Source organism: Streptomyces sp. B3I8 (genome assembly GCF_030816915.1).
In the GTDB taxonomy this organism is placed as follows: Bacteria; Actinomycetota; Actinomycetes; order Streptomycetales; family Streptomycetaceae; genus Streptomyces.
In genome coordinates this window covers 6,245,582-6,268,589 of record NZ_JAUSYN010000002.1, presented here as the reverse complement: position 1 = coordinate 6,268,589, position 23,008 = coordinate 6,245,582, and the positions used below count along the sequence as shown (strand labels likewise).

The window sequence follows — 23,008 nt, the reverse complement described above, 5'->3', positions numbered from 1 at the left end:
GGCCCGGCCCCGCCCCCCGTTCCGGTTCCGGCACGGCGGGTCGTCGGGACGACAGCCGTACGCCCGCTGTACTTGTTCCCGTCACAGGAGCGCCCTCGCACCCTTCCCCGACGTTCGGTGTGCTTGGAACACTCCGAAGCGCCCTGAATCACGTCGAACACTCCATGCGCGCGCGACGAAGCACCCCCGGTGGGCCCACCCGCCGGGGACCGAACAGAAGGAGAGGGCCCCGCCCATGCCCGACGTCAACCGGCGCCGATTCCTGCAACTGGCCGGCGCCACCGCCGGAGCCACCGCGCTGAACGGCAGCATCGAGCGTGCCGCCGCGCTCCCCGCGCACCACCGCACGGGCACCGTCGAGGACGTCGAGCACATCGTCGTCCTGATGCAGGAGAACCGGTCCTTCGACCACTACTTCGGCTCCCTCAGAGGCGTCCGCGGCTTCGGCGACCCGCACCCCGTCACCCTGCCCAGCGGGAAGTCCGTGTGGCACCAGCCGCACGGCGACAAGGAGGTGCTGCCCTTCCGCCCCGACGCCGACGATCTGGGACTCGCCTTCATCCAGGACCTCCCGCACGGCTGGAACGACGGCCACGCCGCGTTCGCCGGGGGCCGGTACGACGGCTGGGTGGGCGCCAAGTCCCCGACCACGATGGCGTATCTGACCCGCGAGGACATCCCGTTCCACTACGCCCTCGCCGACACCTTCACCGTCTGCGACGCGTACCACTGCTCGTTCATCGGCTCCACCGACCCCAACCGCTACTACATGTGGACGGGTTACACCGGCAACGACGGCAGCGGCGGCGGCCCCGTCCTCGGCAACGACGAGGCCGGTTACCGCTGGACGACGTACCCCGAGCGGCTGGAGAAGGCGGGCGTCTCCTGGAAGATCTACCAGGACGTCGGCGACGGCCTGGACGCGAACGGCAGTTGGGGCTGGATTCCGGACGCCTACCGCGGCAACTACGGCGACAACTCGCTGCTCTACTTCGACCAGTACCGCGACGCCCGGCCCGGCGACCCGCTGTACGACAAGGCCCGCACCGGCACGGACGCCCGCGAGGGGGAGGGCTTCTTCGACCGGCTGCGTGCGGACGTCACCGGCGGCCGGCTCCCCGAGATCTCCTGGATCGTGGCACCCGAGGCGTTCACCGAGCACCCCAACTGGCCCGCGAACTACGGCGCCTGGTACATCTCCCAGGTCCTGGACGCGCTCACCGCCGACCCCGACGTGTGGGCGAGGACCGCGCTGTTCGTGACGTACGACGAGAACGACGGTTTCTTCGACCACGTCGTCCCGCCCTTCCCGCCCGGCTCCGACACGCAGGGCCGGTCGGCCGTCGACGCGAGCGCCGACGTGTTCCCCGGCGGCGCCTCGCTCGCCGCCGGGCCGTACGGACTCGGCCAGCGGGTGCCCATGCTCGTCATCTCCCCCTGGAGCAGAGGGGGTTACGTCTGCTCCGAGACGCTGGACCACACCTCGATCATCCGGTTCATGGAACGTCGCTTCGGCGTGCACGAGCCCAACATCTCGCCCTGGCGGCGCACCGTCTGCGGCGACCTGACCGCCGCGTTCGACTTCTCCCGGCGCGACACCGGTTCCGTGTCCCTGCCGGACACCGACGGCTACCGGCCCCCGGACGACCAGCGCCACCCCGACTACGTGCCCGTCCCGCCGGCCACCGGCCGACTCCCCCGGCAGGAGCGGGGGGTGCGCCCCGCCCGGCCGCTGAAGTACGTGCCCCACGTGGACGCCTCGGCCGATCCGGCCGCCGGGAAGCTCACCCTCACCTTCGCCGCCGGCCCGCACACGGGGGCCGCGTTCCTGGTGACCTCGGCCGACGGCGCCGACGAGGGCCCGTGGACGTACACGGCGGCTGCCGGCCGCACCGTCTCCGGCACGTGGGACCGCGCGGCGGCGAAGGGCGCGTACGACCTCACCGTGCACGGGCCCAACGGGTTCCTGCGGGAGTTCGCCGGCACGGCGGGGCGGGACGCCACCGCGCCCGAGGTGACGGCACGGCACACGGACGGCGACCTGGAACTGACCTTCACGGGCGGCGGCGGGTCCGGCTCGGTGCGGTACCGGCTCGCGGGGGCGCGGGGTGGAGCGCGCACGGTCCGGGTGCGGGCCGGGGAGCACGTACGGCACCGGGTGCCGCTGGCGGCGAGCCGACGCTGGTACGACTTCACCGTCACCGTCGAGGGGGACCCGTCCTTCCGCCGCCGGTTCGCGGGCCACGTGGAGAACGGCCGTGCGGGTGTGAGCGACCCGGCGCTGGGAGGAGCCTGACAGCCGGGAGGGGCCCGACGGCCGGGAGGGGCCCGACGGCCGGGGGCGGTGCCGTGGCCGGGGGCGGTGCCGTGGCCGGGCGGGAGTGAGGAGAATGGACGGTTGCGTCGGGGGTGACTCGCGGTAGTGTGCCCCGGTGACCACGCATTCGAACACTCCTGCAGGCTGGTACCCCGATCCGCACGGTGCGGTACAGACCCTGCGCTACTGGGACGGCACCCAGTGGACCCAGCACACCAGCCCGGACCAGCAGGGGGCGCAGCAGGCGCCGCCGGCCCCGGGCACCGCCCCGGCCATGCCCCAGCAGCCCGCCGCGCCCGACCCCCGCGTGCAGCACCAGGTGCAGCAGCAGGCCGGGGTCACCGCGGGCGCGGCGGGCGGCGGTTCGCTGTTCAGCGAGCCGGTGCTCGTGGTGAACCAGAAGGCCAAGCTGATCGAACTCACCAACGAGTACAAGGTGTTCGACCAGCAGGGCAACCAGATCGGCTCCGTCGCGGAGGTCGGGCAGAGCGGCCTGAAGAAGGCGCTGCGGTTCGTCTCCAGCGTGGACCAGTACATGACCCACAAGCTGGAGATACGTGACGCGTTCGGCCGGCCGCAGTTGCTGCTGACGCGGCCCGCGAAGTTCATCAAGTCCCGGGTGATCGTGGAGCGTCCGGACGGGCAGCCGGTGGGCGAGATCGTCCAGCAGAACGCGATCGGGAAGATCAACTTCGCGATCAACGCGGGTGGTCAGAAGATCGGCGCGATCAAGGCCGAGAACTGGCGGGCGTGGAACTTCGCGATCACCGACCACGCGGACAACGAGGTCGCCCGCATCACGAAGACGTGGGAGGGCCTCGCCAAGACGATGTTCACCACGGCGGACAACTACGTCCTCCAGATCCACTTCCAGCTCCCCGAGCCGCTGCGGAGCCTTGTCGTCGCGACGGCGCTGACGGTGGACACGGCGCTCAAGCAGGACAGCCGCGGCCTCGGCTGACGCCGAGGGTTCGGACCGGCGGCCGGGGTTCGGGCCGGCGCCCACGACTCGGGCCGGCGCCCGCCCCGGGCTCGCGCCCACGACTCGGGCCGGCGCCCGGGGTTCGGGACCGACGCCCCTCGGGTGGGTGCCCGTCCATGTGCGTCACCCACGGCATCGACGAGGCGGTGCACCTCGGCGAGCGGGTGGTGGTGCTGTCCGCCTCCCCCACCGTACGGGAGGAGCCGAGGGTGGACCTGCCCGAGGAGCGGGACCTGGTCCACGCACGGGTCGCCCCGCGCTTCGCGGATCCGCGTACCCGTGTGTACGAGCGGATCCAGGCGGCGAAGCGCGGGACGCCCGCGCCGGGGCCGGTCCCGGCGGTGGGGCCCCCGGCGGGTCAGGAACCGCCGGGCGACCGGGAACCGGCCCTGGTGCAGGAAGAGCCTTCCGGCCCTACGGCGACTACTGCAGATACGCCTCCACCTCGCTGAACTGGGCAGCCGGCCAGCCGGTGTTGGCGGTCACGTTCAGCTTCAGATAGCGCGGGTTCGCGTTGCTCGGCAAGGTGACGGTGGCCGTGTTGCCGGAGGCCGGGTCGAAGCGGTAGTCCTTCGAGCCGACGACCGTGGAGTACGCGGAGCCGTCGGTGCTGCCGAGCACGGACAGCGTCTCGGTGCGGGCGCCCCACGCGGAGGACGGCGGCAGCTTGAGCACCAGCCGCCGTACGGCCTGCGAGGATCCCAGGTCGACGGTGAACGCCTGCGGGAAGGCGTTGTTCGTCGACTCCCAGTAGGTGTTCGCGTCGCCGTCGACCGCCTTGCCCGGGGTGTAGACGTCCTGGGAGCCGGTGGCGGAGGCCGGGCGGCCCTTGGCGAGGTTGCGGGTGGGGTCGGGGTCGGGGTTGCCCTGGCCGGGCCGGGGCCAGGTGGAGCAGTCCGACCAGGTGCTGTCCCAGCCCGAGTTGCCGCCGCCGTCGGTGAGCGTGAAGGTGCCGGAGTTCGCCGGGTAGGGGCAGTTGTAGACGCCGGCCGCGCCGACGCCGGTGGCGGTGACGTTCTTGAAGGTAGCGGCGCCCTGCGCCTCGGCCTGGACGACGACGGTGCCGGTGTTCCGCACGGTGGCGCCGGAGACGTTGACGCCCTTGACCGGGTAGCCGGTGCCGCCGCCGGAGACGAACTCGAAGGCGCTGTACGGGCTGTCGGTGATGGTGTTGTCGGTGATGTCGACCGTGGCGTTGATCTGGCTGTCGTAGGAGTCGACGCGCAGCGCGCCCATCGGGTGGTTCCAGTTGGGGTTCATCGCGCCGGTGCGGACGAGCGTGTTGCCCTCGACCGTGATCGTCCCGGCGAGCGGGTTGAACGGGTCGAGGAACTTCTGGTTGGAGATGGCGATACCGCTGCCGAGGGCGTTGGTGTCGGAGATCAGGTTGTTCTTCACCGTGATGTCGGTGCCGCCGTAGACGGCGATGCCGTTGGCGAGGTTGGGCTGGGAGATGGTGTTGTTCTCGAAGCTGCTGTTGGTGTCCGGGGAGTAGAGCGACCACATGGCGAGCGAGTCGTCGCCCTGGTTGCGCAGGAAGTTGCCGCGGACGTGGACGTTCTTGGCGGTGCCGTTGAGGTTGATGCCGTCGGCGGTGGTGTCGAGGATGCGGTTGTTCTCGATGACGAGGTTGTCGTTGGTGCCGGTGAGCCAGAGGCCGACCTTGAGGTGCTGGAGCCACATCCCGGAGACGGAGGAGCCCGCGCCGAGAGAGCCGTTGACGAAGTTGTCGGGGCTGCCGTCATTGCGCTCGGTGACCTCGCCGATCACCGCGAAGTCCTTGAGGTGGACGTTGCCCGCGCTGCTCTGCTGGTTGATGAAGCTGGAGCTGTGCACGACGGAGTGCCAGCTTCCGGCGCCCTGGAGGGTGACGTTCTGGACGTTCTGCAGCGACGAGGACACCTTGTAGTCGCCCGGCGGTATCCACACCACCCCGCCCTGGGCGGCGGAGATGGCATCGCGGAAGGCCTGGGTGGAGTCGCCCTGGCCACTGGGGTCGGCGCCCTTGTCGGTGACGGAGACGGCCCCGGACGGCTTGCCGGAGGCGTCGGCGACCTGTTCGAAGTCGGCGACGTCGACCGTGACCTGCACATTGGTCGCCTGGAGGGCGATCTTGTCGCCCGCCTGGACGTTGCGGCCGAGGAGCAGCCGGGCGTTGTCGAAGAAGTGGTGGGTCTTGGCGCCGGCGATCCAGCCCGTGTCGACGTAGGAGTACTTCGACGTGACGGGGAGGGTCCGATCGAGTTTGGTGCCGTTGACGTACACGTCGAGGCTGCCGGACTGGCCGTCGGGCACGTTGTAGGAGACGTTCACGGCGTTGGCGGCGCGCGGCACGGTGAACTCCACGCGCTGGCCTGAGCCGAGGCGGACCGCCTGCCGTCCGGAGGCCTCGGAGGCGACGGTGCCCTGGGTGTAGTCGGGGCCGATCTTCGCGCCGGTGCTGCTCGCCGACTCGGCCTCGACGGAGGTGAAGGGGAGGGTGGCTCCGGCGGCCGCCTGGGCGGAGGGGGCGCCGAGGGTGACGAGGGTGCCGGCCGCGAGGGCGACGGCGGTGCCGACGGCGGTCAGCCGTCCGGCGGTTCTGACGGGGGTGCGGTGGCCCGGGGTGCGGTGTGACATGGTGCTGATCCCTTCGAGCGGGGTGCGGGGATAGCGGGTCGCGAAGGGGCCGCGCTCACGTACTCAGGCAGTGAACTGCTCAGGAGCGCAGCCAGACAGCGGTGTCCTGCGGCAGCCGTCCGTCGTCGTCCATCGGACCGCTGGCGAGCAGGGGTTGTGCGGGGGTGGGGAGTACGACGGGGTCCTCGCCGAGGTTCACCACGCAGCGGACGCCGTCGGCGCGGGTGAAGGCGAGGACTCCCTCCGGGGCGGGCAGCCAGGTCAGCGGCCCGTCGCCGAAGATCGGGCGGAGGCGGATCGCCTCGCGGTAGAGGGCGAGCATCGAGGCGGGGTCCCCGGCCTGCCGGTCGGCGGCGTACGCGGCCCAGCCCTCGGGCTGCGGCAGCCAGGGCTCCTCGCGGGAGCCGAAGCCGGCGTACGGCGCGTCGGCCGTCCAGGGCAGTGGCACCCTGCAGCCGTCGCGGCCGGGGTCGGTGCCGCCGGAGCGGGCGTGCATCGGGTCCTGGATGCGCTCGCGCGGGATGTCGGCCTCGGGCAGGCCGAGTTCCTCGCCCTGGTAGATGTAGACCGAGCCGGGCAGCGCGAGGGTGAGCAGGGCGGCGGCGCGGGCGCGGCGGGTGCCGAGGGCGAGGTCGGTGGGGGTGCCGAAGGCCTTGGTGGCGAAGTCGAAGCCGGTGTCGGCGCGGCCGTAGCGGGTGACGGTGCGGGTCACGTCGTGGTTGCAGAGCACCCAGGTGGCGGGGGCGCCGACGGGGGCGTGCTCGGCGAGGGTGTCGTCGATGGAGGCGCGCAGCCGGGCGGGGTCCCAGGGGCAGGAGAGGAAGGAGAAGTTGAAGGCGGTGTGCAGTTCGTCGGGGCGCAGATAGCGGGCGAAGCGCTCGGCGTCGGGAAGCCAGACCTCGCCGACGAAGACGCCGTCGTACTCGTCGGCGACGCGGCGCCAGGAGCGGTAGACGTCGTGGAGTTCGTCGCGGTCGACGTACGGGTGCGGGTCGCGTCCGGGGGTGAAGTCGGGCAGCAGGGGGTCCTTGACGAGGAGGGCGGCGGAGTCGATGCGGACGCCGGCGACGCCCCGTTCGAACCAGAACCGCAGGACGTCCTCGTGCTCCTGGCGGACGGCCGGATGGGCCCAGTTGAGGTCGGGCTGTTCGGGGGCGAACAGGTGCAGGTACCAGTCGCCGTCGCCGAGCCGGCTCCAGGCCGGGCCGCCGAACTCCGACTGCCAGTCGTTGGGCGGGAGTTCGCCGTGTTCGCCGCGGCCGGGCCGGAAGTGGAACAGCTCGCGCTCCGGGCCGCCGTCGAGGGCCTGGCGGAACCAGGGGTGCTGGTCGGAGACGTGGTTGGGGACGATGTCGACGATGGTGCGGATGCCCAGTTCGCGGGCCTCGGCGATGAGTTTCTCGGCCTCGGCGAGGGTGCCGAAGGCGGGGTCGATGGTGCGGTAGTCGGCGACGTCGTAGCCGCCGTCCTTCATCGGGGAGAGGTACCAGGGGCTGAACCAGAGGGCGTCGACGCCGAGTCGGGCGAGGTGGGGCAGCCGGGCGCGGACGCCCGCGAGGTCGCCGGTGCCGTCCCCGTCTCCGTCGGCGAAGCTGCGGACGTACACCTGGTAGATGACGGCGGAGCGCCACCAGTCGGTCCCTTTTCGGGCAGGGGTGGGCTGTCCCACGTTGCGTGCCTTTCTGTTCGATGGGGAGGAGGGCGGCGGGGGCCGCCGGCGCGGGGGCGGCCGTTCAGCCCTTGGTGCTGCCCGCGCTGATGCCGGCGATGATGTGCCGCTGGAAGACGAGGAACAGGGCGACCATCGGGATGCTGGCGATCACCATGGCGGCGATGAGCACGGTGAGCTGGATGTTCTGCGAGAGCTGCACGAGGGCGACGCTGATGGGCTGTTTGTCGGTGTCGGAGAAGACCATCAGCGGCCAGAGGAAGTCCTGCCAGACGGCGACCAGCGCGAAGATCGACACCACGCCGAGCACGGGCCGCGACATGGGCAGGACGACGGACCACAGGACGCGCAGTTTCCCGGCGCCGTCGATCTCGGCGGCCTCCAGCACGTCTCGCGGTATCCGGTCGAAGAACCGCTTGAGCAGGTAGAGGTTGAAGGCGTTGGCGACGGCGGGCAGCCAGATGCCGAGCGGGTCGTTGAGCAGACTGGTGTGCAGCAGCGGCAGGTCGGCGACGGTGAGGTACTTGGGCACGACGAGGGCCTGGGTCGGCACCATCAGGGTGGCGAGGATGCCGCCGAGGATCACCTTGCCGAAGGCGGGCCTCAGCCGGGACAGGGCGTAGGCGGCGGCGGTGCAGAACACGAGCTGGAAGGCCCAGGCGCCGGCGGCCTGGACGACGGTGTTCCACAGGTGCTGCGGGAGCTGCATCAGGTCCCAGGCGTCGGTGTAACCGCTGAGGTGCCAGTGCTCGGGAACCAGGGTGGGCGGGGTCCTGGCGACCTCGTCCGGGGACTTCATCGCGCCGGTGACCATCCAGTACACGGGGAAGAGGAAGGCGAGCGCGAACAGCAGGACGACGCCGGTGAAGACGCTCCAGTAGATCGCCTTCCCGCGCGGGCGGGCCAGGGCGGCCGGGGAGACGAGGGTGCGGGTGCCGTCGCTCATGTGTCCTCCCCGTCGGTGCGGGTGAGCCGGAGGTACAGGGCGGAGAAGAGGCCGAGCAGCACGAGCAGCATGACGCTGAGCGCGCAGGCGCCGCCGAAGTCGTTGTAGAGGAAGGCGTACTTGTAGATGAGGTAGAGCACGGTGACGGTGGCGTTCTCGGGGCCGCCGCCGGTGATGACGAAGGGTTCGGTGAAGACCTGCATGGTGGCGATGATCTGCAGCAGCATCAGCATGAGGATCACGAAGCGGGTCTGCGGGATCGTGACGTGCCGGACGCGCTGGAGCAGGTTCGCGCCGTCCAGCTCGGCGGCCTCGTAGAGCTCGCCGGGGATGGACTGCAGGGCGGCAAGGTAGATCAGCACGGTGCCGCCCATGTTGGCCCAGGTGGCGACGAGGACGAGGGAGACGAGCGCGGTGTCGGCGCCGTTGGACCAGTTGGACGTGGGCAGGTGCAGGAACCGCAGCGCCTCGTTGGCGAGGCCCGCGCCGGGGTCGTAGAACCACTTCCACAGCAGGGCGCTGACCACCGGCGGGATCATCACCGGCAGATAGACGGCGACGCGGAAGAACGCCTTGGCGTGCCGGAGTTCGTTCAGGACCAGGGCGAGGACGAACGGGACGGCGAAGCCGATGAGCAGGGCGAGTCCGGTGAAGGTGAGCGTATTGCGCCAGGCGTCGCCGAACTCGGGGTCGTGCAGGACGCGGGTGAAGTTGTCGGTGCCGACCCACTCCGGGGACGAGCCGGGGGTGTACTTCTGGAAGGAGATCACGACCGCGCGGATCGCCGGGTACCAGGAGAACAGGGCGAAGCAGAGCAGGCCGCCGAGGAGGAAGGCGTAGGCGCGGGCCTGGTCGCCGAGGCGGCGCCGCCGGCCGGCCCCCGGCGCCGGGGAGGGCGCCTTCGTGGGGGCCGGCCGGGCGGCGGGCGCCTCGGCGGGCGGGCGGGAGGCCGTCTTGGTCATCTGCCGTCAGCCCCGGGCGAGGATGCCGTCGATCTTCCCGGAGGCCTCCTTGAGAAGCTGGTCGATGTCGGCGTCCTTCTTGGTGAGGACGGCGGAGACGACGCCGTCGAGGACGGAGTAGAGCTGCTGGGCCTGCGGCGGCTCGATCTTCATCTCCAGGGTCTGGTTGCCCTTGAGGAAGCTCTCGTAGTTCTCGACGGGGACATTGGCGTCGGCCTTCTTGACCTGCTGGTCCTTGGCGTCGGCGGCTCCGGTGAACAGGCGCGGCTCGGGCAGGCCGACGGGGGCGTCGTTCCTCTTGGCGCGGGCGTAGTCGCCGAGGAAGCCGTCGCCGGGGGTGAGGAACATGTGCTCCAGCCACTTGAGGCCGGCGCGGATCTGGGCGGGGCTGTCCTTCTTGTTGAACATGTAGCCGTCGCCGCCGATGAGGGTGCCCTTGCCCCCGGGCATGGGCGCGAGGGCGAGGTCCTTGTAGTTGCCGCCCTTCTCCTTGACCAGGATCGGGATGTTGTCGGGGGCGGCGAGGTACATGCCGAGCTTGCCCGAACCCATCATCTGCTGGGCGTCGTTGATGACGAGGAGCTGCTTGCTGCCCATGGAGTCGTCGTTCCAGCGCATGTCGTGCAGGTTCCGCAGCACGGCGTGGCCCTCGGGCGTGTCGACGGTGGCCTTCTTGCCGTCGGCGCCGACGACGTTGCCGCCCTGGGAGTACAGCTCGGCGGTGAAGTGCCAGCCGCCCTGGTTCTGGGCGCTGTAGTCGGCGTAGCCGACGGTGCCGTTGCCGAGCGCGGCGATCCTCTTGGCGTCGGCGCGGACCTCTTCCCACGTGGCCGGGGGCGTGTCCGGGTCGAGTCCGGCCTTCTCGAACAGCTTCCTGTTGTAGATCAGGCCCATCGAGTAGCCGGTGCGCGGAATGCCGTAGACCTTGCCGTCGACGGTGTAGATGTCCTTGAGCTGCTTCTGCAGGGTGGGCCAGCTCTTCAGGTCCTTGACGTACGGGGTGAGGTCGGCGGCCTGCTTGATGTCGACGACGTGCCGCGCGTCGGTGAAGTACGTGTAGAACACGTCCTCCATCTGGCCGCCGGCGAGTTTGGCGTCGAAGGTCTTGGGGTCCTGGCAGGGGAAGGCGTCGTGGGCGACGACGTCGATGTCCGGGTTCTTCTTCTCGAAGGACGCGATGTCCTCCTCGAAGAACTTCCGGTCGACCTTGGCGCTTTTCGGCGGCTCGCAGTTGACGGTGATGCGGGTCTTGCCGCCCGCCGCGTCGTCGTCGTTCGAGCCGCAGGAGGTGACGGCGAGGGAGGCGAGGGAACAGACGCCGATCGCGACGAAGGTACGGCGGAACCCGGTGCGTGTCATCGGTGGACCCCTTTGGGCAGGAGCGTGGAAAGGCCCACAGGGGTACGGAACGTGCGTGGTCGCGGCGCGTGTCACCGTCCGTCTCGACGATGCGTTGCGCCGTGCGCGACCACGCGTGGTCCGTACCACCCGTGTCTGGCGACGCACACTCAAGCACCGGGAGAGGGGCCGCGCAATACATCGCGCGAACTTTGCAATTATTCGACAGGCGCGTGGATCTGAGCTGCTGTCGAGTGAATCGATTCGACGATGGTCAGGATCGAGGGGCCTGCGCGGTAGAACCGCGCACCACCAGTTCCGGCTCGAACAGCAGTTCGTCGGCGGGGACGGAGGTGCCCGCGATCTGCGCGTTGAGCAGCTCCACGGCGGCCTTGCCCATGGCGTCGATGGGCTGGCGCACGGTGGTCAGCGGCGGTTCGGTGCAGTTCATCAGCGCGGAGTCGTCGTAACCGACTACGGAGATGTCGCCGGGGACGTCCAGCCTGCGGCGGCGGGCGGCACGGATGACGCCGAGGGCGAGCGGGTCGGAGGCGCAGATGAACCCGGTGACGCCGCGGTCGATGAGCTTGGTCGCGGCCGCGTGGCCGCCCTCGATGGAGAAGATGGCGCGGGCGACGGCGTCGTCGGGCAGCGCGTCGCCGGCCACCGCGCGGGCGGCGGCGAGCTTGCGCGCGGAGGGCATGTGGTCGGCGGGGCCGAGGACCAGGCCGATCCGCTCGTGCCCGAGGGAGGCCAGGTGGCGCCAGGCCTGCTCGACGGCGACGGCGTCGTCGCAGGAGACGGCGGGGAAGCCGAGGCGGGCGATGGCGGCGTTCACCAGGACGACGGGGATGTTGCGCTCGGCGAGCTGGCGGTAGTGGTCGTGCGGGGCGTCGGCCTGGGCGTACAGACCGCCGGCGAAGACGACGCCGGAGACCTGCTGCTGCAGCAGCAGGGTGACGTAGTCGGCCTCGGAGACGCCGCCCTTGGTCTGCGTGCACAGCACGGGGGTCAGGCCGAGCTGTGCGAGGGCGCCGCCGATCACCTCGGCGAACGCCGGGAAGATCGGGTTCTGCAGCTCGGGGAGGACGAGACCGACGAGGCGGGCGCGTTCGCCGCGGAGCTGGGTGGGGCGCTCGTACCCGAGGACGTCGAGGGCGGACAGCACGGACTGCCGGGTGGCCTCGGACACCCCCGGCTTTCCGTTCAGCACGCGGCTGACGGTGGCTTCACTGACCCCGACCTTTTTCGCGACCTCGGCGAGACGACGTGTCATGCCCGCAAGGATAACGCAAGCCGCGCAAGCAGCTTGCGCAACGCTACGCAAAGCCTGGCGGCGCGCCCGACGGGGGCGGAGCTCCCCGCGCCCCCGGAGAGGGGGTGGGCGGTAACCGGTACGTGGGCGGGTGCGGGTCCGCTGCGGCTTGCCGCGCGGTCCCCCGCGCCGCTTGCGGGCCCCCGCCGGACAACGTCCAAAACGACGAGGACGAAGGCGGCCGAAGGCCCTGGCACCCTTCGGGACCGGGGCCCTGCGGGGCGCGCGGCCGGGGTCCGCGGGGCGAAAGTCCGCCTCGGGCCGGCCGAGCGAAAGGCTCACAGGCAGTCGGCGCGGTCAGCGACGCCGGCCGTACGCGGGCGTCCAGCCGCGAAGCCGGACAGTCCGGCCGCCGGTCGCGTCCTGGGCCGCGCCGGCGGCCGGACGCCCGAGCCCGGCCCTGGTCCGCACGCGTCCGGTTCAGCCTGCCAGATGCTGCAGCCATTCGCGCAGCAGAGCTGTCTCCGTGGCTCTCAGGGGCACCGCGGCCTCCGCGACAGGGGGCCCGATGGTGAGCGCGGTTTCCAGTGCCGCGTCGAGGGCGAGCGCGCGCGAGGCCAGGTCCGACCCGGACGAGACGAGCTCGCCCGTGGTGACGGAGGCGATGACGGTGTCCCGCAGCCGCGCCGAAGTGGTCAGGTCCCGCTGCGAGGGCGCTTCGCCGATCAGTGCCAGCGTGGCACCCGTCGTCGCCGCGTGGATGACGCGGGTCGCCTGTCCCACAGGAATCCGAAGGCGCCCGGCCTCGGCCACGCGGCGCAGCAGTCTCACCAGCAGGGCGTGCGCCTCGTCCGCGGCGGGGGGCCGCCGCCCGGGCCGCACAGTGCCGTACATGAGCATGTAGAACGCGGGGTGCCGCAGTCCGAAGTCGACGTGCAGGTCCCAGCCGCGATAGAGGTCTGCCACCGGGTCGTCCGGGGTCAGCGCCAGCGCCTCCCGCTTCTCGGCCAGATACCTCTCGAACCCGTAGGCGGCCAGCTCGGCCAGGAGTCCGTCCTTGTCGTCGAACATCCTGTAGAGCGCGGGGGATTCACCAACTCCGGCTCCATGAGCGGGGACAAGCTGCACACCCTGCAGTACCTCTCGCTCCTGGCTGCCCAGCACGGAATGCTCTGGGTGAGCCTGAACCTCCTGCCGGGCTGGAACACCACCACGTCCAGCCCCCAGGACCACAACCGCCTCGGCTTCTACCTCGGCGCCGGCGCACAGAGCTTCAACGACACACCCGAGGTCCATGACGCAGACCTGAACACCGCCCGCCACCTCGGCCGGCGCGTCGCCGAGCACACCCGGATCCACCGCGCCGGGCTGACCGCCGCGACGCACTGACACAACCGTCCGTGAACCGCCCCGGCAGCCCCGCCCCGCACGGGCGAAGGCGACTCCGCACCAGGAGGACACGGCTGGGGGCTGCCCCGGTCCAGAGGGTCATGCCGGCAGGCGTGCCCAACAGCGTCGTTCGACCCGGCGACAGGACGCGCGAGGCGTACCGCGCACAAGGGCCTTTCATCGATGAGTCACTTGGCGGTTCCTTCCGGAGGAGCACACCATGCAGAACCGGACGCTTCGAAGCCAGGGCCTGGAGGTCGCGGCGATCGGCTACGGCGCGATGGGCCTGACGATGGCCTACGGACCCACCGACGCGGAGGCCGGCGTCGCCGCCCTCCGCCGCGCCCACGACCGGGCGTCGCCTTCTTCGACACCGCCGGGATGTACGGCCGGGGCACCGGGCCCGTCGTCGAACCCGCACCCGCCCACCCACAGGCGCCCCCGAGCTCCCAGGCGTCCCGCCCGCCAGGGGGCTCCCGCCCGAACCGGCCCCGGGGCCCCGGCGCCGTCGGCGACCTGAACGTCGACGGAGCCGGGGCCCAGCTCTCGTGAGGGGGGAGCCGGAGGGCGTTCAGCCCTCCGTGGCCGGGACGACCCTCAGCCGGGCCGCTCCCGCCCGCCCCGCCGCCTCCCGCAACACCAGCGTCAACCGCGCGTACCCCGCCTCCCGCAACGTCCGCGGCGTCTCCCCCACGACCCGGCACACTCCGCCCCACCGGGGGTCCGGGTGGTGCAACGGCCGCACCGCCCCGTCGGGCTCACCCGCCTCCGCCCCCGCCACCCGCAGCCAGTGCGGCACCCCGTGCCGGTAGGCGACGTCCATGATGGGGTCCTGCGCGATCTCCCGCCTGATCGCCTGCAAGCCACGGTCGGGTCCGTGCCGTTCCACCGCTGACGCGAAGTCGGCGAGCATCGGCAGGCACCAGCTCGACTCGTGCTCGCCGAGCACCCGCCCCGCGTCCGGATGGAACAGCACGAACCGCAGCAGGTTGTCGCCCGGCATGGCCGTGGGGTGCGGGGAGACCTCCGCGAACAGCTCCTCGTACGCGGAGTTGGCGAGCACGACGTCCCAGCGGTGGTCGTGGAGGACCGACGGGAAGGGCGTGGACTCCAACAGCGCCGCGTAGTCCCGCAGATACGCGCGAACGCCGGGGGAAACGGGACGCCCGGGGACGGACCGCGACGCCGACCGCTGTCCCCCTGCCTGCTGCACCATCGGGAGGTCACCCCTCTTGCCCTGGGTCCCGCACTCTGCGGCCGGTCCCGCTCACCCGCCGTCACGCGGAGCCCCGATCCTCGGGGGGACCGCCGACGCATGTCAACTATCGTGGCATTCTCGGGCCATGGACGGCCGGATCTCGCCACAGTTGTGGCGAGACCTGGATGCGGGTTCGAAAGAGCCGTTACTCTCCGGGGGTTCGGGACACCCGGCACGGGTCGCCCCTGTTCATACCCGGCCTTCCTGGGAGCGCGCTGAGGAAACGGCCTGAGAGACGTGGGAGTTGGGTCGGTGACGGATGGCTTCGAGGTTCCGGGCGCCACGGCCACGGGTCCGCTGCCGGCCGTCGTGACCCGGGTCACCGCCCTCGCCGACCGCCTCGGCGTGCCGCACGCCCAGGTGTTCGACACCAGCCGGCTCTCCGCGGCGTCGGGCGTCCCGGACTCCGTGGTGAAGGCGCTGCTCGCGGGGCGTCCCGCGGGCGAACCCGACCTGCAGGCCCGGTTCCTGCGGCGGCTGGACCTGTTGCGCCGCACCCGGCTGAAACCGAACGGTCGCAAGTACACCCAGCAGGAGATCGCGGACGGCGCGGGCATGTCACGGCAGCAGGCGGGCGCGCTGATCAACGGTGACCGCCGCCCCACGATGGAGCACTGCGACGCCATCCAGCGCTTCTTCCGCGTGCACGCCGGTTTCCTGACCGCCGACGACCCGGACGCCCTCGCCACCGCCCTCCAGCACGTCGAGCAGGAGCTGCTCCAGCAGCTCGCGGACCGGGAGGGCGCGGGCCCCGCCGCCCAGGTGGGCGCCGACCGGGCCCGTACGGAGCGGGAGGGCGCACCCCTCGCGGGAGAGGCCGCCGCGGGCGCTCCGCCCGCCGCCGGGCACGATCCGCTGGAGCGGCTGCTGCTGGACCACGGCGTGCGCGGCATCGCCTGGCGGGCCGCGCAGTTGCCCACCGACGAGCACCGCGACAAGGTCGCGGAGTGGCTGGACATGCTCCTGGAGAGCGTCAAGCGGCCCGAGTCCTGAGCCGGGAGGGGGAAGGGGGAGACCGACCATGGGGATTGGCAGGGACATGCGCCGTCTGTGCGGCGAACTCGTCGCGGAGCTCACGCTCCCGGCGCCGGCGGATCCCGCCGCGCTGTACGCGGCGCTGTGCTCCGGCATGAGCCGGCGGCGCGGCCGGCCCGTGCGGTTCCGTACCGCCGTCTTCCCGCCCGGCACGGCCAGCGGGCTGTGGCTGGACATGGCCGAGCAGGACCTCGTCGTCGTCGAGGAACGCACCGCCCCCGACCACCAGTTGGTGATTCTGGGCCACGAGCTGTGGCACATGAGTGCCGGACACCACGGGCATCACGTGGAGGGCGCCGCCGTCGCCGCGCGATTACTGAGTGACACCGCCGACCTGCAGGCCACCGTCCAGTCGGTGACCGTCCACTCGGTGGCCGCCCGCACCCGGTTCGACCTGGCGCACGAGAAGGACGCCGAGAGCTTCGGTCTGCTGCTGGCCAGCAAGTGCCGCAGGTGGCTGGCCGGTTCGCCCATGCGGGGCCCTGCGCGCCGTGACGATCTGGCCGGCCGCATCGAGGCGTCGCTGGGCTACCGCGGGCCACAGGGCTGAGGGGACTGACGCACCGACACGATGGACGGCTCCGGCTACTACCTTCCCTCCGCCGCGATGGCGGTGGCGCTCACCGTGAAGGCGCCCGCGCTGCTGCGCGCGTGGCGCGATCCGCTGCTGCGCTCGGTGTGCGTACTGCTCGCGCTGGCCGGGCTGGTCTTCTGCTTCGCCGCACCGCCGACGATCGCACAGGTCAACGAGTGGACCGGGATCGCGAACTTCTCGGCGCCACTGGTGTACTGCCTGCTCGGCGCGTTCAGCGCGTCCTGCCTCGTCCTGATGGTCAACTGGCGCGGCGGTCCGCCGGCCCGGACCCGCCGCGTCAACCGGTGGATCATCGCCGGGTACGGCGTGGTGATCGCCGCCCTGATCACGCTGTTCGTGCTGGGCAGCGCGCCGGTGGAGCGGCTGCGGGACTTCGACACGTACTACGCGCGCACGCCGTACATCCGCGAGCTGATCGTGCTCTACCTGGTGGCGCTGACGGTGGCGGGCGTCGCGATGAACATCATGTGCGGGCGCTGGGCGCTGCGGGTGCGCGGCTGGCTGCGGGTCGGGCTGCTCATCATCGTCGTCGGCTATCTGTGCAATCTGGCGTACCTGGCGACCAAGTTCACCGCGGTGATCGCCCGGTGGCGCGGGGCCGACCTGGACTATCTGAGCAGTGACTGGGCGCCGGTGCTGGCCTCCGCGGGGGCGCAGATCAGCGCGGTCGGCTTCTGCGTCCCGCTGGCCTGCCGCCGGGCCGGGGACAGCTGGCAGACCTGGGCCACGTACCGCCGGCTCGGCCCCCTGTGGCGCGAACTGCGGCCGGTCGCCGCCCGGTCGCACCGGGGCGTGCGGATCGCCTGGTGGTCGCCGGCCGAACTCCGGGTGATCCAACGGGAGTCCGACATCCACGACGGAATGCTCGGCCTGTACCCCTACTTCGACGCCGAGCTGCGCCTGCGCGCCCGGGACGCGGCGCTGGCCTCGGGTGCGGACCCGGAGCAGGCGCGGGCCGAGGCCGACGCGGCGATGGTGGCGGCCGCCGTGCGGGCCCGGGCCGCCGATCCGGAGGGCAGAATGATCGACGCGGCCGGCGCCGCCGATGCCCGCCACACCCCCGCCGACCCGGCCCCTCCCGCTTCCCACGACGGCCCCCGCGACCTCGTGCGGATGTCCCTCGCCCTGCGTCAGTCACCCGTCGTCGCGGCCGTCCGGGGACGGACCGCCACCAGGTCAGGAAGCGATCTCCATGAGTGAACCCGTCGGCACCCCCCGCGGTGCCGCGCCCCGTCGGGCCGTCGTGATCGGCGGTGGTATGGCCGGCATGCTCGCCGCCACCGCGCTGAGCGCGCACGCCGAGGTCACCGTCGTCGAGCGCGACGCGCTGCCCGAGGGCCCCGAGCCGCGCAAGGGACTGCCGCAGGCCCGGCACGTGCACGTCATCTGGTCCGGTGGCGTCCGGGCGATGGAGGAGCTGCTGCCGGGGGTGACCGAGGCGTGGCTGGCCGGCGGGGCTCGACGGATCTCCTTGCCGACGGGGCTGGTGTCGATGCAGCCGCGCGGCTGGTTCCGGCGGTGGCCGGAGATGCAGTTCATGATCGCGTGCAGTCGGGACCTGCTGGACTGGGTGGTGCGCGAGCGGGTGGTGAAGGGCCCCCGGGTCACCGTGGTGCAGCGGGCCGAGCTGCTGTCGCTGGAGGGCGACGCGGACCGGGTGACGGGCGTACGGGTGCGGGCGACGGACGGCGAGGAACGGGTGCTCCCCGCCGACCTCGTCGTCGACGCCGCCGGGCGCGGCTCCCGGGCGCAGCGGTGGCTGGGCGAACTGGGCGTGGCGGACGCGCCGATGGAGGAGGTCGACTCCGGGCTCGCCTACTCCAGCCGGCTCTACCGCGCACCTGCGGGCACGGAGGAGTTCCCGCTGGTCAACGTGCAGTCGGACGCGACGGTTCCGGTGCCGGGGCGGACCACGACCATAGAGCCCGTCGAGGGCGGGCGGTGGCTGGTGACGCTGTCGGGCACGCGGGGCGGTGAACCGCCCGCCTCGGCCGAGGAGTTCGAGAAGTTCGCGCGAGACAGTGTGCGGCACCCGGTGGTGGGCGAACTGATCGCGCACGCGGAGCCGCTGTCGGAGCCCGTGGTCACCCGCAGCACGATCAACCGGCGGCGGTACTACGAGAAGGTCAAGGACTGGCCGGAGGGGTTCGTCGCGATCGGCGACTCCGTCGCCACGTACAACCCCGTCTACGGGCACGGGCTGTCGGTCGCCGCGCAGGGCGCCCTCGCGCTGCGGGACGAGGTGGCCCGGGGCGGGCTCGGCACGGCGGGGCTGTCGCGGCGGGTGCAGCGGGCGGTGGCCCGGCCGGTGGCGACGGCGTGGGAGCTGGCGACGAGCACGGACATCCACTACCCCGGGGCGATCGGCACGGCCCCGGGGCTGGGCAACCGGCTGCTGGGTGCGTACGTGAACCGGTTGATGCTGACGGCGACGGGGCGGCCGCTGGTGGCGCGGGCCTTCTTCGACGTGGTGACACTGTCGAAGCCGGTGTCGGAACTGGTGCGGCCGGCGGTGCTGGCAGCCGTACTGCGCGGCCCCCGGCAGCGGCGGCTCACGGAGCCGCCGCTGACCGAGGCGGAGTGGGGAGCGGTGCGCGGGGGGTCGGACCGGCCGGTGTGAGTCCGGGGCGACGGGTGACCGGACGAGGGCGGCGCGCGGGACGGGCGTGCGGGGGATGCGGTACCGGGCGGGAGCGGCGCGGGACGCGGTACGGGGTGCGTGGGACGGAGTGCCGAGCGCGCGGGACGCGGTACGCGGCGCCCGATGCGGGACAGGCATCGGGCGGCGCGCGCGTCGTGAGCCCCACTCGGCGCCCGGGGCGGGGCGGCTCGGAGCGGGGCGGTCCCTGGCGGTCAAGCCGCGGGGCGGCCCGGCTCCACCCCGGCGCCCCAGCGGGGAGGCTCCCGAAGCACTGGTACGGCCGAAGCACCGGTGCGGTGCCGATGCCGTGTGCCGATGCCGAGGTCGATGCCGATGCCGAGGTCGATGCCGATGCCGTCAGAGCGTCGGTGCCGTCAGTGCGGCGCCGGCCGCCGCCCGAAGCGCGTCGATCATGGGATTCGGGTCGTCCTTGCGGCTGACCAGGACGACCTGGCTGGGGGGAGCCCCTTCGAGCGGGACGGTGACCAGGTCGGGGCGGAGCGAGCTGCGCCGGTCACCGATCGGCAGCACGCCGATCGCCCGGCCGCTCGCGACGAGCTCCAGCTTGTCCTCGTAGGTCTCGATCGCCGGCACCGAGGCCCCGAGGATCCGGTAGGAGGTCCAGTCCTCGGTCTCGAACGCGCACGGCATCGCCTCCTCGCCGGCCAGTTCGTCCGCCGTCACCGACGCCCGGGCGGCGAGGGGGTGCCCGCGCGGGACGACGAGCATCCGGGGCTCCTCGTACAGCGGGACGGTGGACACCTCGTCCTCGGCGAAGGGCAGCGGGGCCCGCGCGATCAGGGCGTCGATGCGGTGCTCGGTCAGCGCCCCGACGTCACGGCAGTTCAGGTACCGGGTGACGATCTCGGCGTGCGGGTGCCGGCTGCGCAGTTCCCGGACCGCGTCGGTGATGACCAGGTCCTCGACGTAGCCGACCGCGAGGCGTGCGGCCCCGGCCGTCTCCCGCACGGCCCGCTCGGCCTGGCGGGCGGCCCGCAGCAGGGCCTCGGCCCAGGGGAGGAACTCCTCGCCGGCCGGGGTGAGCCGGGCACCCCGTGGGGTGCGGTCCAGCAGCCGGGTCCCGAGATGCTTCTCCAGCCGCTGGATCTGGCGACTCAGGGCCGGCTGGGCCACGTGCAGGTCGGCGGCGGCCCGGCCGAAGTGCCGGTGCGCCGCCACCACGGTGAAGTAGCGCACGAGTCGCAGGTCCAGGTCCTGTCCGGGATCGTTCACCCCTCCAGCGTACGGGTCATGCCGTTTCGGAATGAGGGGGTTGCCGGACAGGTCTTGGACGCCCGCGCGGTGCCGGGCCTTGACTGGAGAGGCAAGGTTCCCCACCACGGAAAGCGACAGGCGTGATGAAGGCGATCCAGTTCCACGAAGCGGGCGGCCCGGAGGTCCTGCGGTACGAGGAGGTGCCGGTTCCCGCGATCGGTCCCGGCGAGGTGCTCGTCCGGGTGCGCGCGGTGGGGATCAATCCCCCCGACTGGTACCTGCGCGAGGGGATGAAGGTGATGCCGCCCGAGCTGCGGCCCGTGCTGGAGTTCCCGCTGATCCCCGGCACGGACATGTCGGGCGTGGTCGAGGCGGTCGCCCCGGACGTGACGGGGTTCGCCGTCGGTGACGAGGTCCACGGCATGCTGCGGTTCCCCGGTTTCGACGGCCGGACGTACGCCGAGTACGTGGCCGCGCCGGCCTCGGACCTGGCGCACAAGCCCGCCGCGCTCGATCACGTGGAGGCGGCCGGGGCGCCGATGGCCCTGCTCACCGCCTGGCAGTTCCTGATCGACCTCGGTCACGACGTGCCGTCGCCCTTCACCGGCCGGGTGCACGCGCCGGTGCCCCTCGCTCCGGGGACGACCGTGCTGGTCAACGGCGCCGCCGGCGGCGTGGGCCACTTCGCCGTGCAGTTGGCCAAGTGGAAGGGGGCGCGCGTGATCGCTGTGGCCTCGGGCCGGCACGAGACGTTCCTGCGCGAACTCGGTGCCGACGAGTTCGTCGACTACACCACGACGGAGGTCACGGACGTGGTCCGCGACGTCGACGTGGTGATCGACACCGTCGGGGGTCCGCGCAGTGGACGCTTCCTGCACGTGCTCAAGCGCGGCGGCACCATGCTGCCGGTGTTCTTCGCCGAGTTCGACCCGGCGGAGACAGCGCGGCTGGGCATCACCGTCTCGAACATCCAGGTGCGCGCCAACGGCCCCCAACTCGCCGAGGCCGGGCGCCTGTTCGACGAGGGCGCGCTTCGGGTCGGCGTGGACAGCACCTACCCGCTGTCCGAGGCGGGCAGCGCGCACACGCGCGCCGGACAGGGCCACATCCAGGGCAAGATCGTACTGACGGTGGCCGCGTCGTGAGCGCCGAGCTCCAGCAGGTGGTGGCGGCCTACGCCCACGCCCTGGACGAGTCGGACGTTCCCGCGCTGGAGGCGGTCCTGACCGAGGACACCACCTGGACCTTCACGATGCCCGGGCGGGGAGCCCTCGGCCCGGTCGCCGGGCGGGCGGCGGTGCTCGACTTCGTCCGTGAGCACGCGGCCCGGACCGGGAAGGTGCGGCACCACCTCGGCAACGTCCTGGTCACCACGGCGGACGCCGACGCCGACACCGGGACCGGCACCGCCGACGCTGCCGAGGTGCGGGCCTATCTGCTGCAGACGGAGAACACCGGCGGCAACGTCCGGACGCTGTCGACCGGGGTCTACACGTTCGGTCTGCGCCGGTCCGGCGGTGCGTGGCGGATCGCCGAGCTGACCCTGGCCCTGGACAACCCCCTGTAGCGCGGAATCTCCGCCGCGGGGGCGCGCCGCGGCGCCCCCGTTGTCAGTGGCGCACGGCAAGCTGGTCGGGTCCGTCGTGGTCGACACCGGGGAGAGATGGACCATGCCCAGCACCGTACTGACCGGCCGTCAGCGCTCCGCCGTCCAGGCGTATGTGCGGCTGTTGCACACCGTGCGTGCCGCGCTGGACGATCCCCCGCCGGCGCCGGGCGGCGGCTCCGCGCCGCCGCCCCTCGTGCCCCCCGGGGTGCTGGCGGAGGCGGACCAGGCGCTGGCCGCCGCCGGACTTCCGGGTACCGACGCCGAGTTCTTCCGGCTGCTGAGCGGCTGGTGCACGGCCCTCGACCCGTCGGACCGGGGTGAGGCGCGGTGCCGGGGTCAGTCCCGGGGTCCGGAGCGGGGCCGGGACGGCGGCTGAACGGTCCGGTCAGGCGGTGTGGCCGGGCGCGCGCCCGTGCGGCACCGCCACCGCTGTCGCCAGCAGCCCCTGCCCCACGGCCCACCGGCCGTCGAAGGCCCGTACGACGCGGTCGCCGACCCGGGGGCCCGGCACGAGCAGCGTCGCGCGGAAGCCGCCGGTCGTTCCGCCGTCGGAGGGCGGCCGGATCTCCAGGTCCGCCTCCTGGAAGTCCAGCCACCGCCCGGTCAGCGGGTACCAGGCCTTGTACACCGCTTCCTTGGCGCTGAACAGCAGGCGGTCCCAGTGCACGGACGGGTGCGCCGCCGACAGCGCGCGCACCCGCTCACGCTCGCCGGGCGCCGCGACCGCGCCGAGCACCCCCTCGGGCAGTGCCTCGTGCGGTTCGGCGTCGATGCCGAGCGAGGCCAGTTCCGTGGCGCGGACCAGGGCCGCCGCGCAGTAGCCGGTGCAGTGGGTCATGCTGCCGAGGATTCCCTCCGGCCAGCGCGGCGCCCCGCGTTCACCGGGCAGCACCGGCCGCGGCTCCACGCCCAGCTTCTCCATCGCGCGCCGCGCGCACAGCCGTACCGCCGTGAACTCCCGCCGTCGCTTGGCGACCGCGCGGGCGACGACGGCCCGCTCCTCGGGGTACAGCGGCGCGTCGTCGACGGCGGCCTCGGCGCCGAACGCCTCCACGGCGACGACCGCCTCCGGAAGCAACTCCTCGATCACCGGTTCTCCCTCCCCAACGCCGCGAGGCTCTTCCTCCCCGCGCGGCACCCGGCCGACGGCACCCGGCCGACGGCACCGACCGTAGCCC

The 23,008-nt window shown here is 72.5% G+C and carries 19 protein-coding genes and 2 pseudogenes; 11 read left to right on the top strand and 10 right to left on the bottom strand.

Annotated features, from left to right (window positions below):
* Positions 1-235 precede the first annotated feature (235 nt).
* From QFZ64_RS29985 to QFZ64_RS29975, 3 genes and pseudogenes are all read left to right on the top strand, one after another.
* Positions 236-2,296 carry a phosphocholine-specific phospholipase C gene (locus tag QFZ64_RS29985; protein ID WP_307070598.1) on the top strand — a complete coding sequence of 687 codons (2,061 nt, stop codon included), beginning with the start codon at positions 236-238 and terminating at the stop codon, positions 2,294-2,296.
* A gap of 136 nt (positions 2,297-2,432) precedes the next feature.
* Positions 2,433-3,278: a phospholipid scramblase-related protein gene (locus QFZ64_RS29980; RefSeq protein ID WP_307070597.1), complete on the top strand. Its 846-nt coding sequence runs from the start codon at positions 2,433-2,435 to the stop codon at positions 3,276-3,278.
* Between the two features lie 140 nt (positions 3,279-3,418).
* Positions 3,419-3,619, top strand: a pseudogene (locus QFZ64_RS29975) (ABC transporter ATP-binding protein); the annotation flags it as partial.
* Positions 3,620-3,722: 103 nt separating this feature from the next.
* On the opposite strand, the gene QFZ64_RS29970 reads toward QFZ64_RS29975, so the two are convergent.
* The 7 genes from QFZ64_RS29970 to QFZ64_RS29940 all read right to left on the bottom strand — a co-directional run bounded on the left by QFZ64_RS29970 (position 3,723) and on the right by QFZ64_RS29940 (position 13,159).
* The gene (locus QFZ64_RS29970; protein ID WP_307070596.1) at positions 3,723-5,918 is read right to left on the bottom strand and encodes a discoidin domain-containing protein; all 2,196 of its coding nucleotides are present in this window, start codon (positions 5,916-5,918) and stop codon (positions 3,723-3,725) included.
* 79 nt (positions 5,919-5,997) lie between these two features.
* Entirely contained in the window at positions 5,998-7,587 is a 1,590-nt protein-coding gene (locus QFZ64_RS29965) for a glycoside hydrolase family 13 protein (protein ID WP_307070595.1), read from the bottom strand.
* A 64-nt stretch (positions 7,588-7,651) separates the two neighbouring features.
* A complete protein-coding gene (locus QFZ64_RS29960; RefSeq protein WP_307070594.1) occupies positions 7,652-8,533 on the bottom strand; it encodes a carbohydrate ABC transporter permease in 882 nt (293 codons plus the stop codon).
* Entirely contained in the window at positions 8,530-9,495 is a 966-nt protein-coding gene (locus QFZ64_RS29955; protein ID WP_307070593.1) for a carbohydrate ABC transporter permease, read from the bottom strand. The genes QFZ64_RS29960 and QFZ64_RS29955 overlap by 4 nt, the downstream gene beginning before the upstream one ends.
* A 6-nt stretch (positions 9,496-9,501) precedes the next feature.
* On the bottom strand, positions 9,502-10,854 hold the full coding sequence (locus QFZ64_RS29950; RefSeq protein WP_307070592.1) for an ABC transporter substrate-binding protein: 1,353 nt from the start codon (positions 10,852-10,854) through the stop codon (positions 9,502-9,504).
* 253 nt (positions 10,855-11,107) lie between these two features.
* Positions 11,108-12,109 (bottom strand): LacI family DNA-binding transcriptional regulator, encoded by a 1,002-nt coding sequence (locus QFZ64_RS29945; protein ID WP_307070591.1) that lies wholly within the window; start codon positions 12,107-12,109, stop codon positions 11,108-11,110.
* Positions 12,110-12,568: 459 nt separating this feature from the next.
* A complete protein-coding gene (locus QFZ64_RS29940) occupies positions 12,569-13,159 on the bottom strand; it encodes a TetR/AcrR family transcriptional regulator (RefSeq protein ID WP_307071984.1) in 591 nt (196 codons plus the stop codon).
* A gap of 15 nt (positions 13,160-13,174) precedes the next feature.
* Here QFZ64_RS29940 and QFZ64_RS29935 point away from each other — a divergent pair.
* Positions 13,175-13,477: pseudogene (locus QFZ64_RS29935) on the top strand (NADPH-dependent FMN reductase); the annotation flags it as partial.
* Positions 13,478-14,048: 571 nt separating this feature from the next.
* Here the strand turns inward: QFZ64_RS29935 and QFZ64_RS29930 are convergent.
* On the bottom strand, positions 14,049-14,693 hold the full coding sequence (locus QFZ64_RS29930) for a hypothetical protein (protein WP_307070590.1): 645 nt from the start codon (positions 14,691-14,693) through the stop codon (positions 14,049-14,051).
* A 294-nt stretch (positions 14,694-14,987) separates the two neighbouring features.
* On the opposite strand from QFZ64_RS29930, the gene QFZ64_RS29925 reads away from it, so the two are divergent.
* Genes QFZ64_RS29925 through QFZ64_RS29910 form a run of 4 tightly spaced genes read left to right on the top strand, consistent with a single transcriptional unit; the run spans position 14,988 to position 18,985 of the window.
* Positions 14,988-15,728, top strand: a complete 741-nt coding sequence (locus tag QFZ64_RS29925) for a helix-turn-helix transcriptional regulator (RefSeq protein WP_307070589.1) — start codon at positions 14,988-14,990, stop codon at positions 15,726-15,728.
* 28 nt (positions 15,729-15,756) lie between these two features.
* Positions 15,757-16,320, top strand: coding sequence for a toxin-antitoxin system, toxin component (locus tag QFZ64_RS29920; protein ID WP_307070588.1), 564 nt, complete (start codon positions 15,757-15,759; stop codon positions 16,318-16,320).
* A 21-nt stretch (positions 16,321-16,341) separates the two neighbouring features.
* On the top strand, positions 16,342-17,565 hold the full coding sequence (locus tag QFZ64_RS29915) for an MAB_1171c family putative transporter (protein WP_307070587.1): 1,224 nt from the start codon (positions 16,342-16,344) through the stop codon (positions 17,563-17,565).
* Positions 17,558-18,985, top strand: a complete 1,428-nt coding sequence (locus tag QFZ64_RS29910; RefSeq protein WP_307070586.1) for an NAD(P)/FAD-dependent oxidoreductase — start codon at positions 17,558-17,560, stop codon at positions 18,983-18,985. The genes QFZ64_RS29915 and QFZ64_RS29910 overlap by 8 nt, the downstream gene beginning before the upstream one ends.
* A 378-nt stretch (positions 18,986-19,363) precedes the next feature.
* Here QFZ64_RS29910 and QFZ64_RS29905 read toward each other — a convergent pair whose 3' ends face one another.
* On the bottom strand, positions 19,364-20,239 hold the full coding sequence (locus QFZ64_RS29905; protein WP_307070585.1) for a LysR family transcriptional regulator: 876 nt from the start codon (positions 20,237-20,239) through the stop codon (positions 19,364-19,366).
* A 125-nt stretch (positions 20,240-20,364) separates the two neighbouring features.
* Between QFZ64_RS29905 and QFZ64_RS29900 the strand changes: the two genes are divergently transcribed.
* The 3 genes from QFZ64_RS29900 to QFZ64_RS29890 all read left to right on the top strand — a co-directional run bounded on the left by QFZ64_RS29900 (position 20,365) and on the right by QFZ64_RS29890 (position 22,206).
* Positions 20,365-21,366 carry an NADP-dependent oxidoreductase gene (locus QFZ64_RS29900; RefSeq protein ID WP_307071917.1) on the top strand — a complete coding sequence of 334 codons (1,002 nt, stop codon included), beginning with the start codon at positions 20,365-20,367 and terminating at the stop codon, positions 21,364-21,366.
* Positions 21,363-21,788 (top strand): nuclear transport factor 2 family protein, encoded by a 426-nt coding sequence (locus tag QFZ64_RS29895; protein ID WP_307070584.1) that lies wholly within the window; start codon positions 21,363-21,365, stop codon positions 21,786-21,788. Before QFZ64_RS29900 ends, QFZ64_RS29895 begins: the two co-directional genes overlap by 4 nt.
* Positions 21,789-21,891: 103 nt before the next feature.
* Positions 21,892-22,206 (top strand): hypothetical protein, encoded by a 315-nt coding sequence (locus tag QFZ64_RS29890; RefSeq protein ID WP_373430685.1) that lies wholly within the window; start codon positions 21,892-21,894, stop codon positions 22,204-22,206.
* A gap of 9 nt (positions 22,207-22,215) precedes the next feature.
* Here QFZ64_RS29890 and QFZ64_RS29885 read toward each other — a convergent pair whose 3' ends face one another.
* Positions 22,216-22,920, bottom strand: coding sequence for a 4'-phosphopantetheinyl transferase (locus QFZ64_RS29885; RefSeq protein WP_307070583.1), 705 nt, complete (start codon positions 22,918-22,920; stop codon positions 22,216-22,218).
* Between the last annotated feature and the right edge of the window lie 88 nt (positions 22,921-23,008).

Coding starts and splice junctions, on each gene's coding strand:
- QFZ64_RS29985 (WP_307070598.1), top strand. CDS start 236: ATGCCCGACGTCAACCGGCGCCGATTCCTGCAACTGGCCGGCGCCACC.
- QFZ64_RS29970 (WP_307070596.1), bottom strand. CDS start 5,918: ATGTCACACCGCACCCCGGGCCACCGCACCCCCGTCAGAACCGCCGGA.
- QFZ64_RS29960 (WP_307070594.1), bottom strand. CDS start 8,533: ATGAGCGACGGCACCCGCACCCTCGTCTCCCCGGCCGCCCTGGCCCGC.
- QFZ64_RS29955 (WP_307070593.1), bottom strand. CDS start 9,495: ATGACCAAGACGGCCTCCCGCCCGCCCGCCGAGGCGCCCGCCGCCCGG.
- QFZ64_RS29950 (WP_307070592.1), bottom strand. CDS start 10,854: ATGACACGCACCGGGTTCCGCCGTACCTTCGTCGCGATCGGCGTCTGT.
- QFZ64_RS29945 (WP_307070591.1), bottom strand. CDS start 12,109: ATGACACGTCGTCTCGCCGAGGTCGCGAAAAAGGTCGGGGTCAGTGAA.
- QFZ64_RS29940 (WP_307071984.1), bottom strand. CDS start 13,159: ATGTTCGACGACAAGGACGGACTCCTGGCCGAGCTGGCCGCCTACGGG.
- QFZ64_RS29930 (WP_307070590.1), bottom strand. CDS start 14,693: ATGGTGCAGCAGGCAGGGGGACAGCGGTCGGCGTCGCGGTCCGTCCCC.
- QFZ64_RS29920 (WP_307070588.1), top strand. CDS start 15,757: ATGGGGATTGGCAGGGACATGCGCCGTCTGTGCGGCGAACTCGTCGCG.
- QFZ64_RS29915 (WP_307070587.1), top strand. CDS start 16,342: ATGGACGGCTCCGGCTACTACCTTCCCTCCGCCGCGATGGCGGTGGCG.
- QFZ64_RS29910 (WP_307070586.1), top strand. CDS start 17,558: ATGAGTGAACCCGTCGGCACCCCCCGCGGTGCCGCGCCCCGTCGGGCC.
- QFZ64_RS29900 (WP_307071917.1), top strand. CDS start 20,365: ATGAAGGCGATCCAGTTCCACGAAGCGGGCGGCCCGGAGGTCCTGCGG.
- QFZ64_RS29890 (WP_373430685.1), top strand. CDS start 21,892: ATGCCCAGCACCGTACTGACCGGCCGTCAGCGCTCCGCCGTCCAGGCG.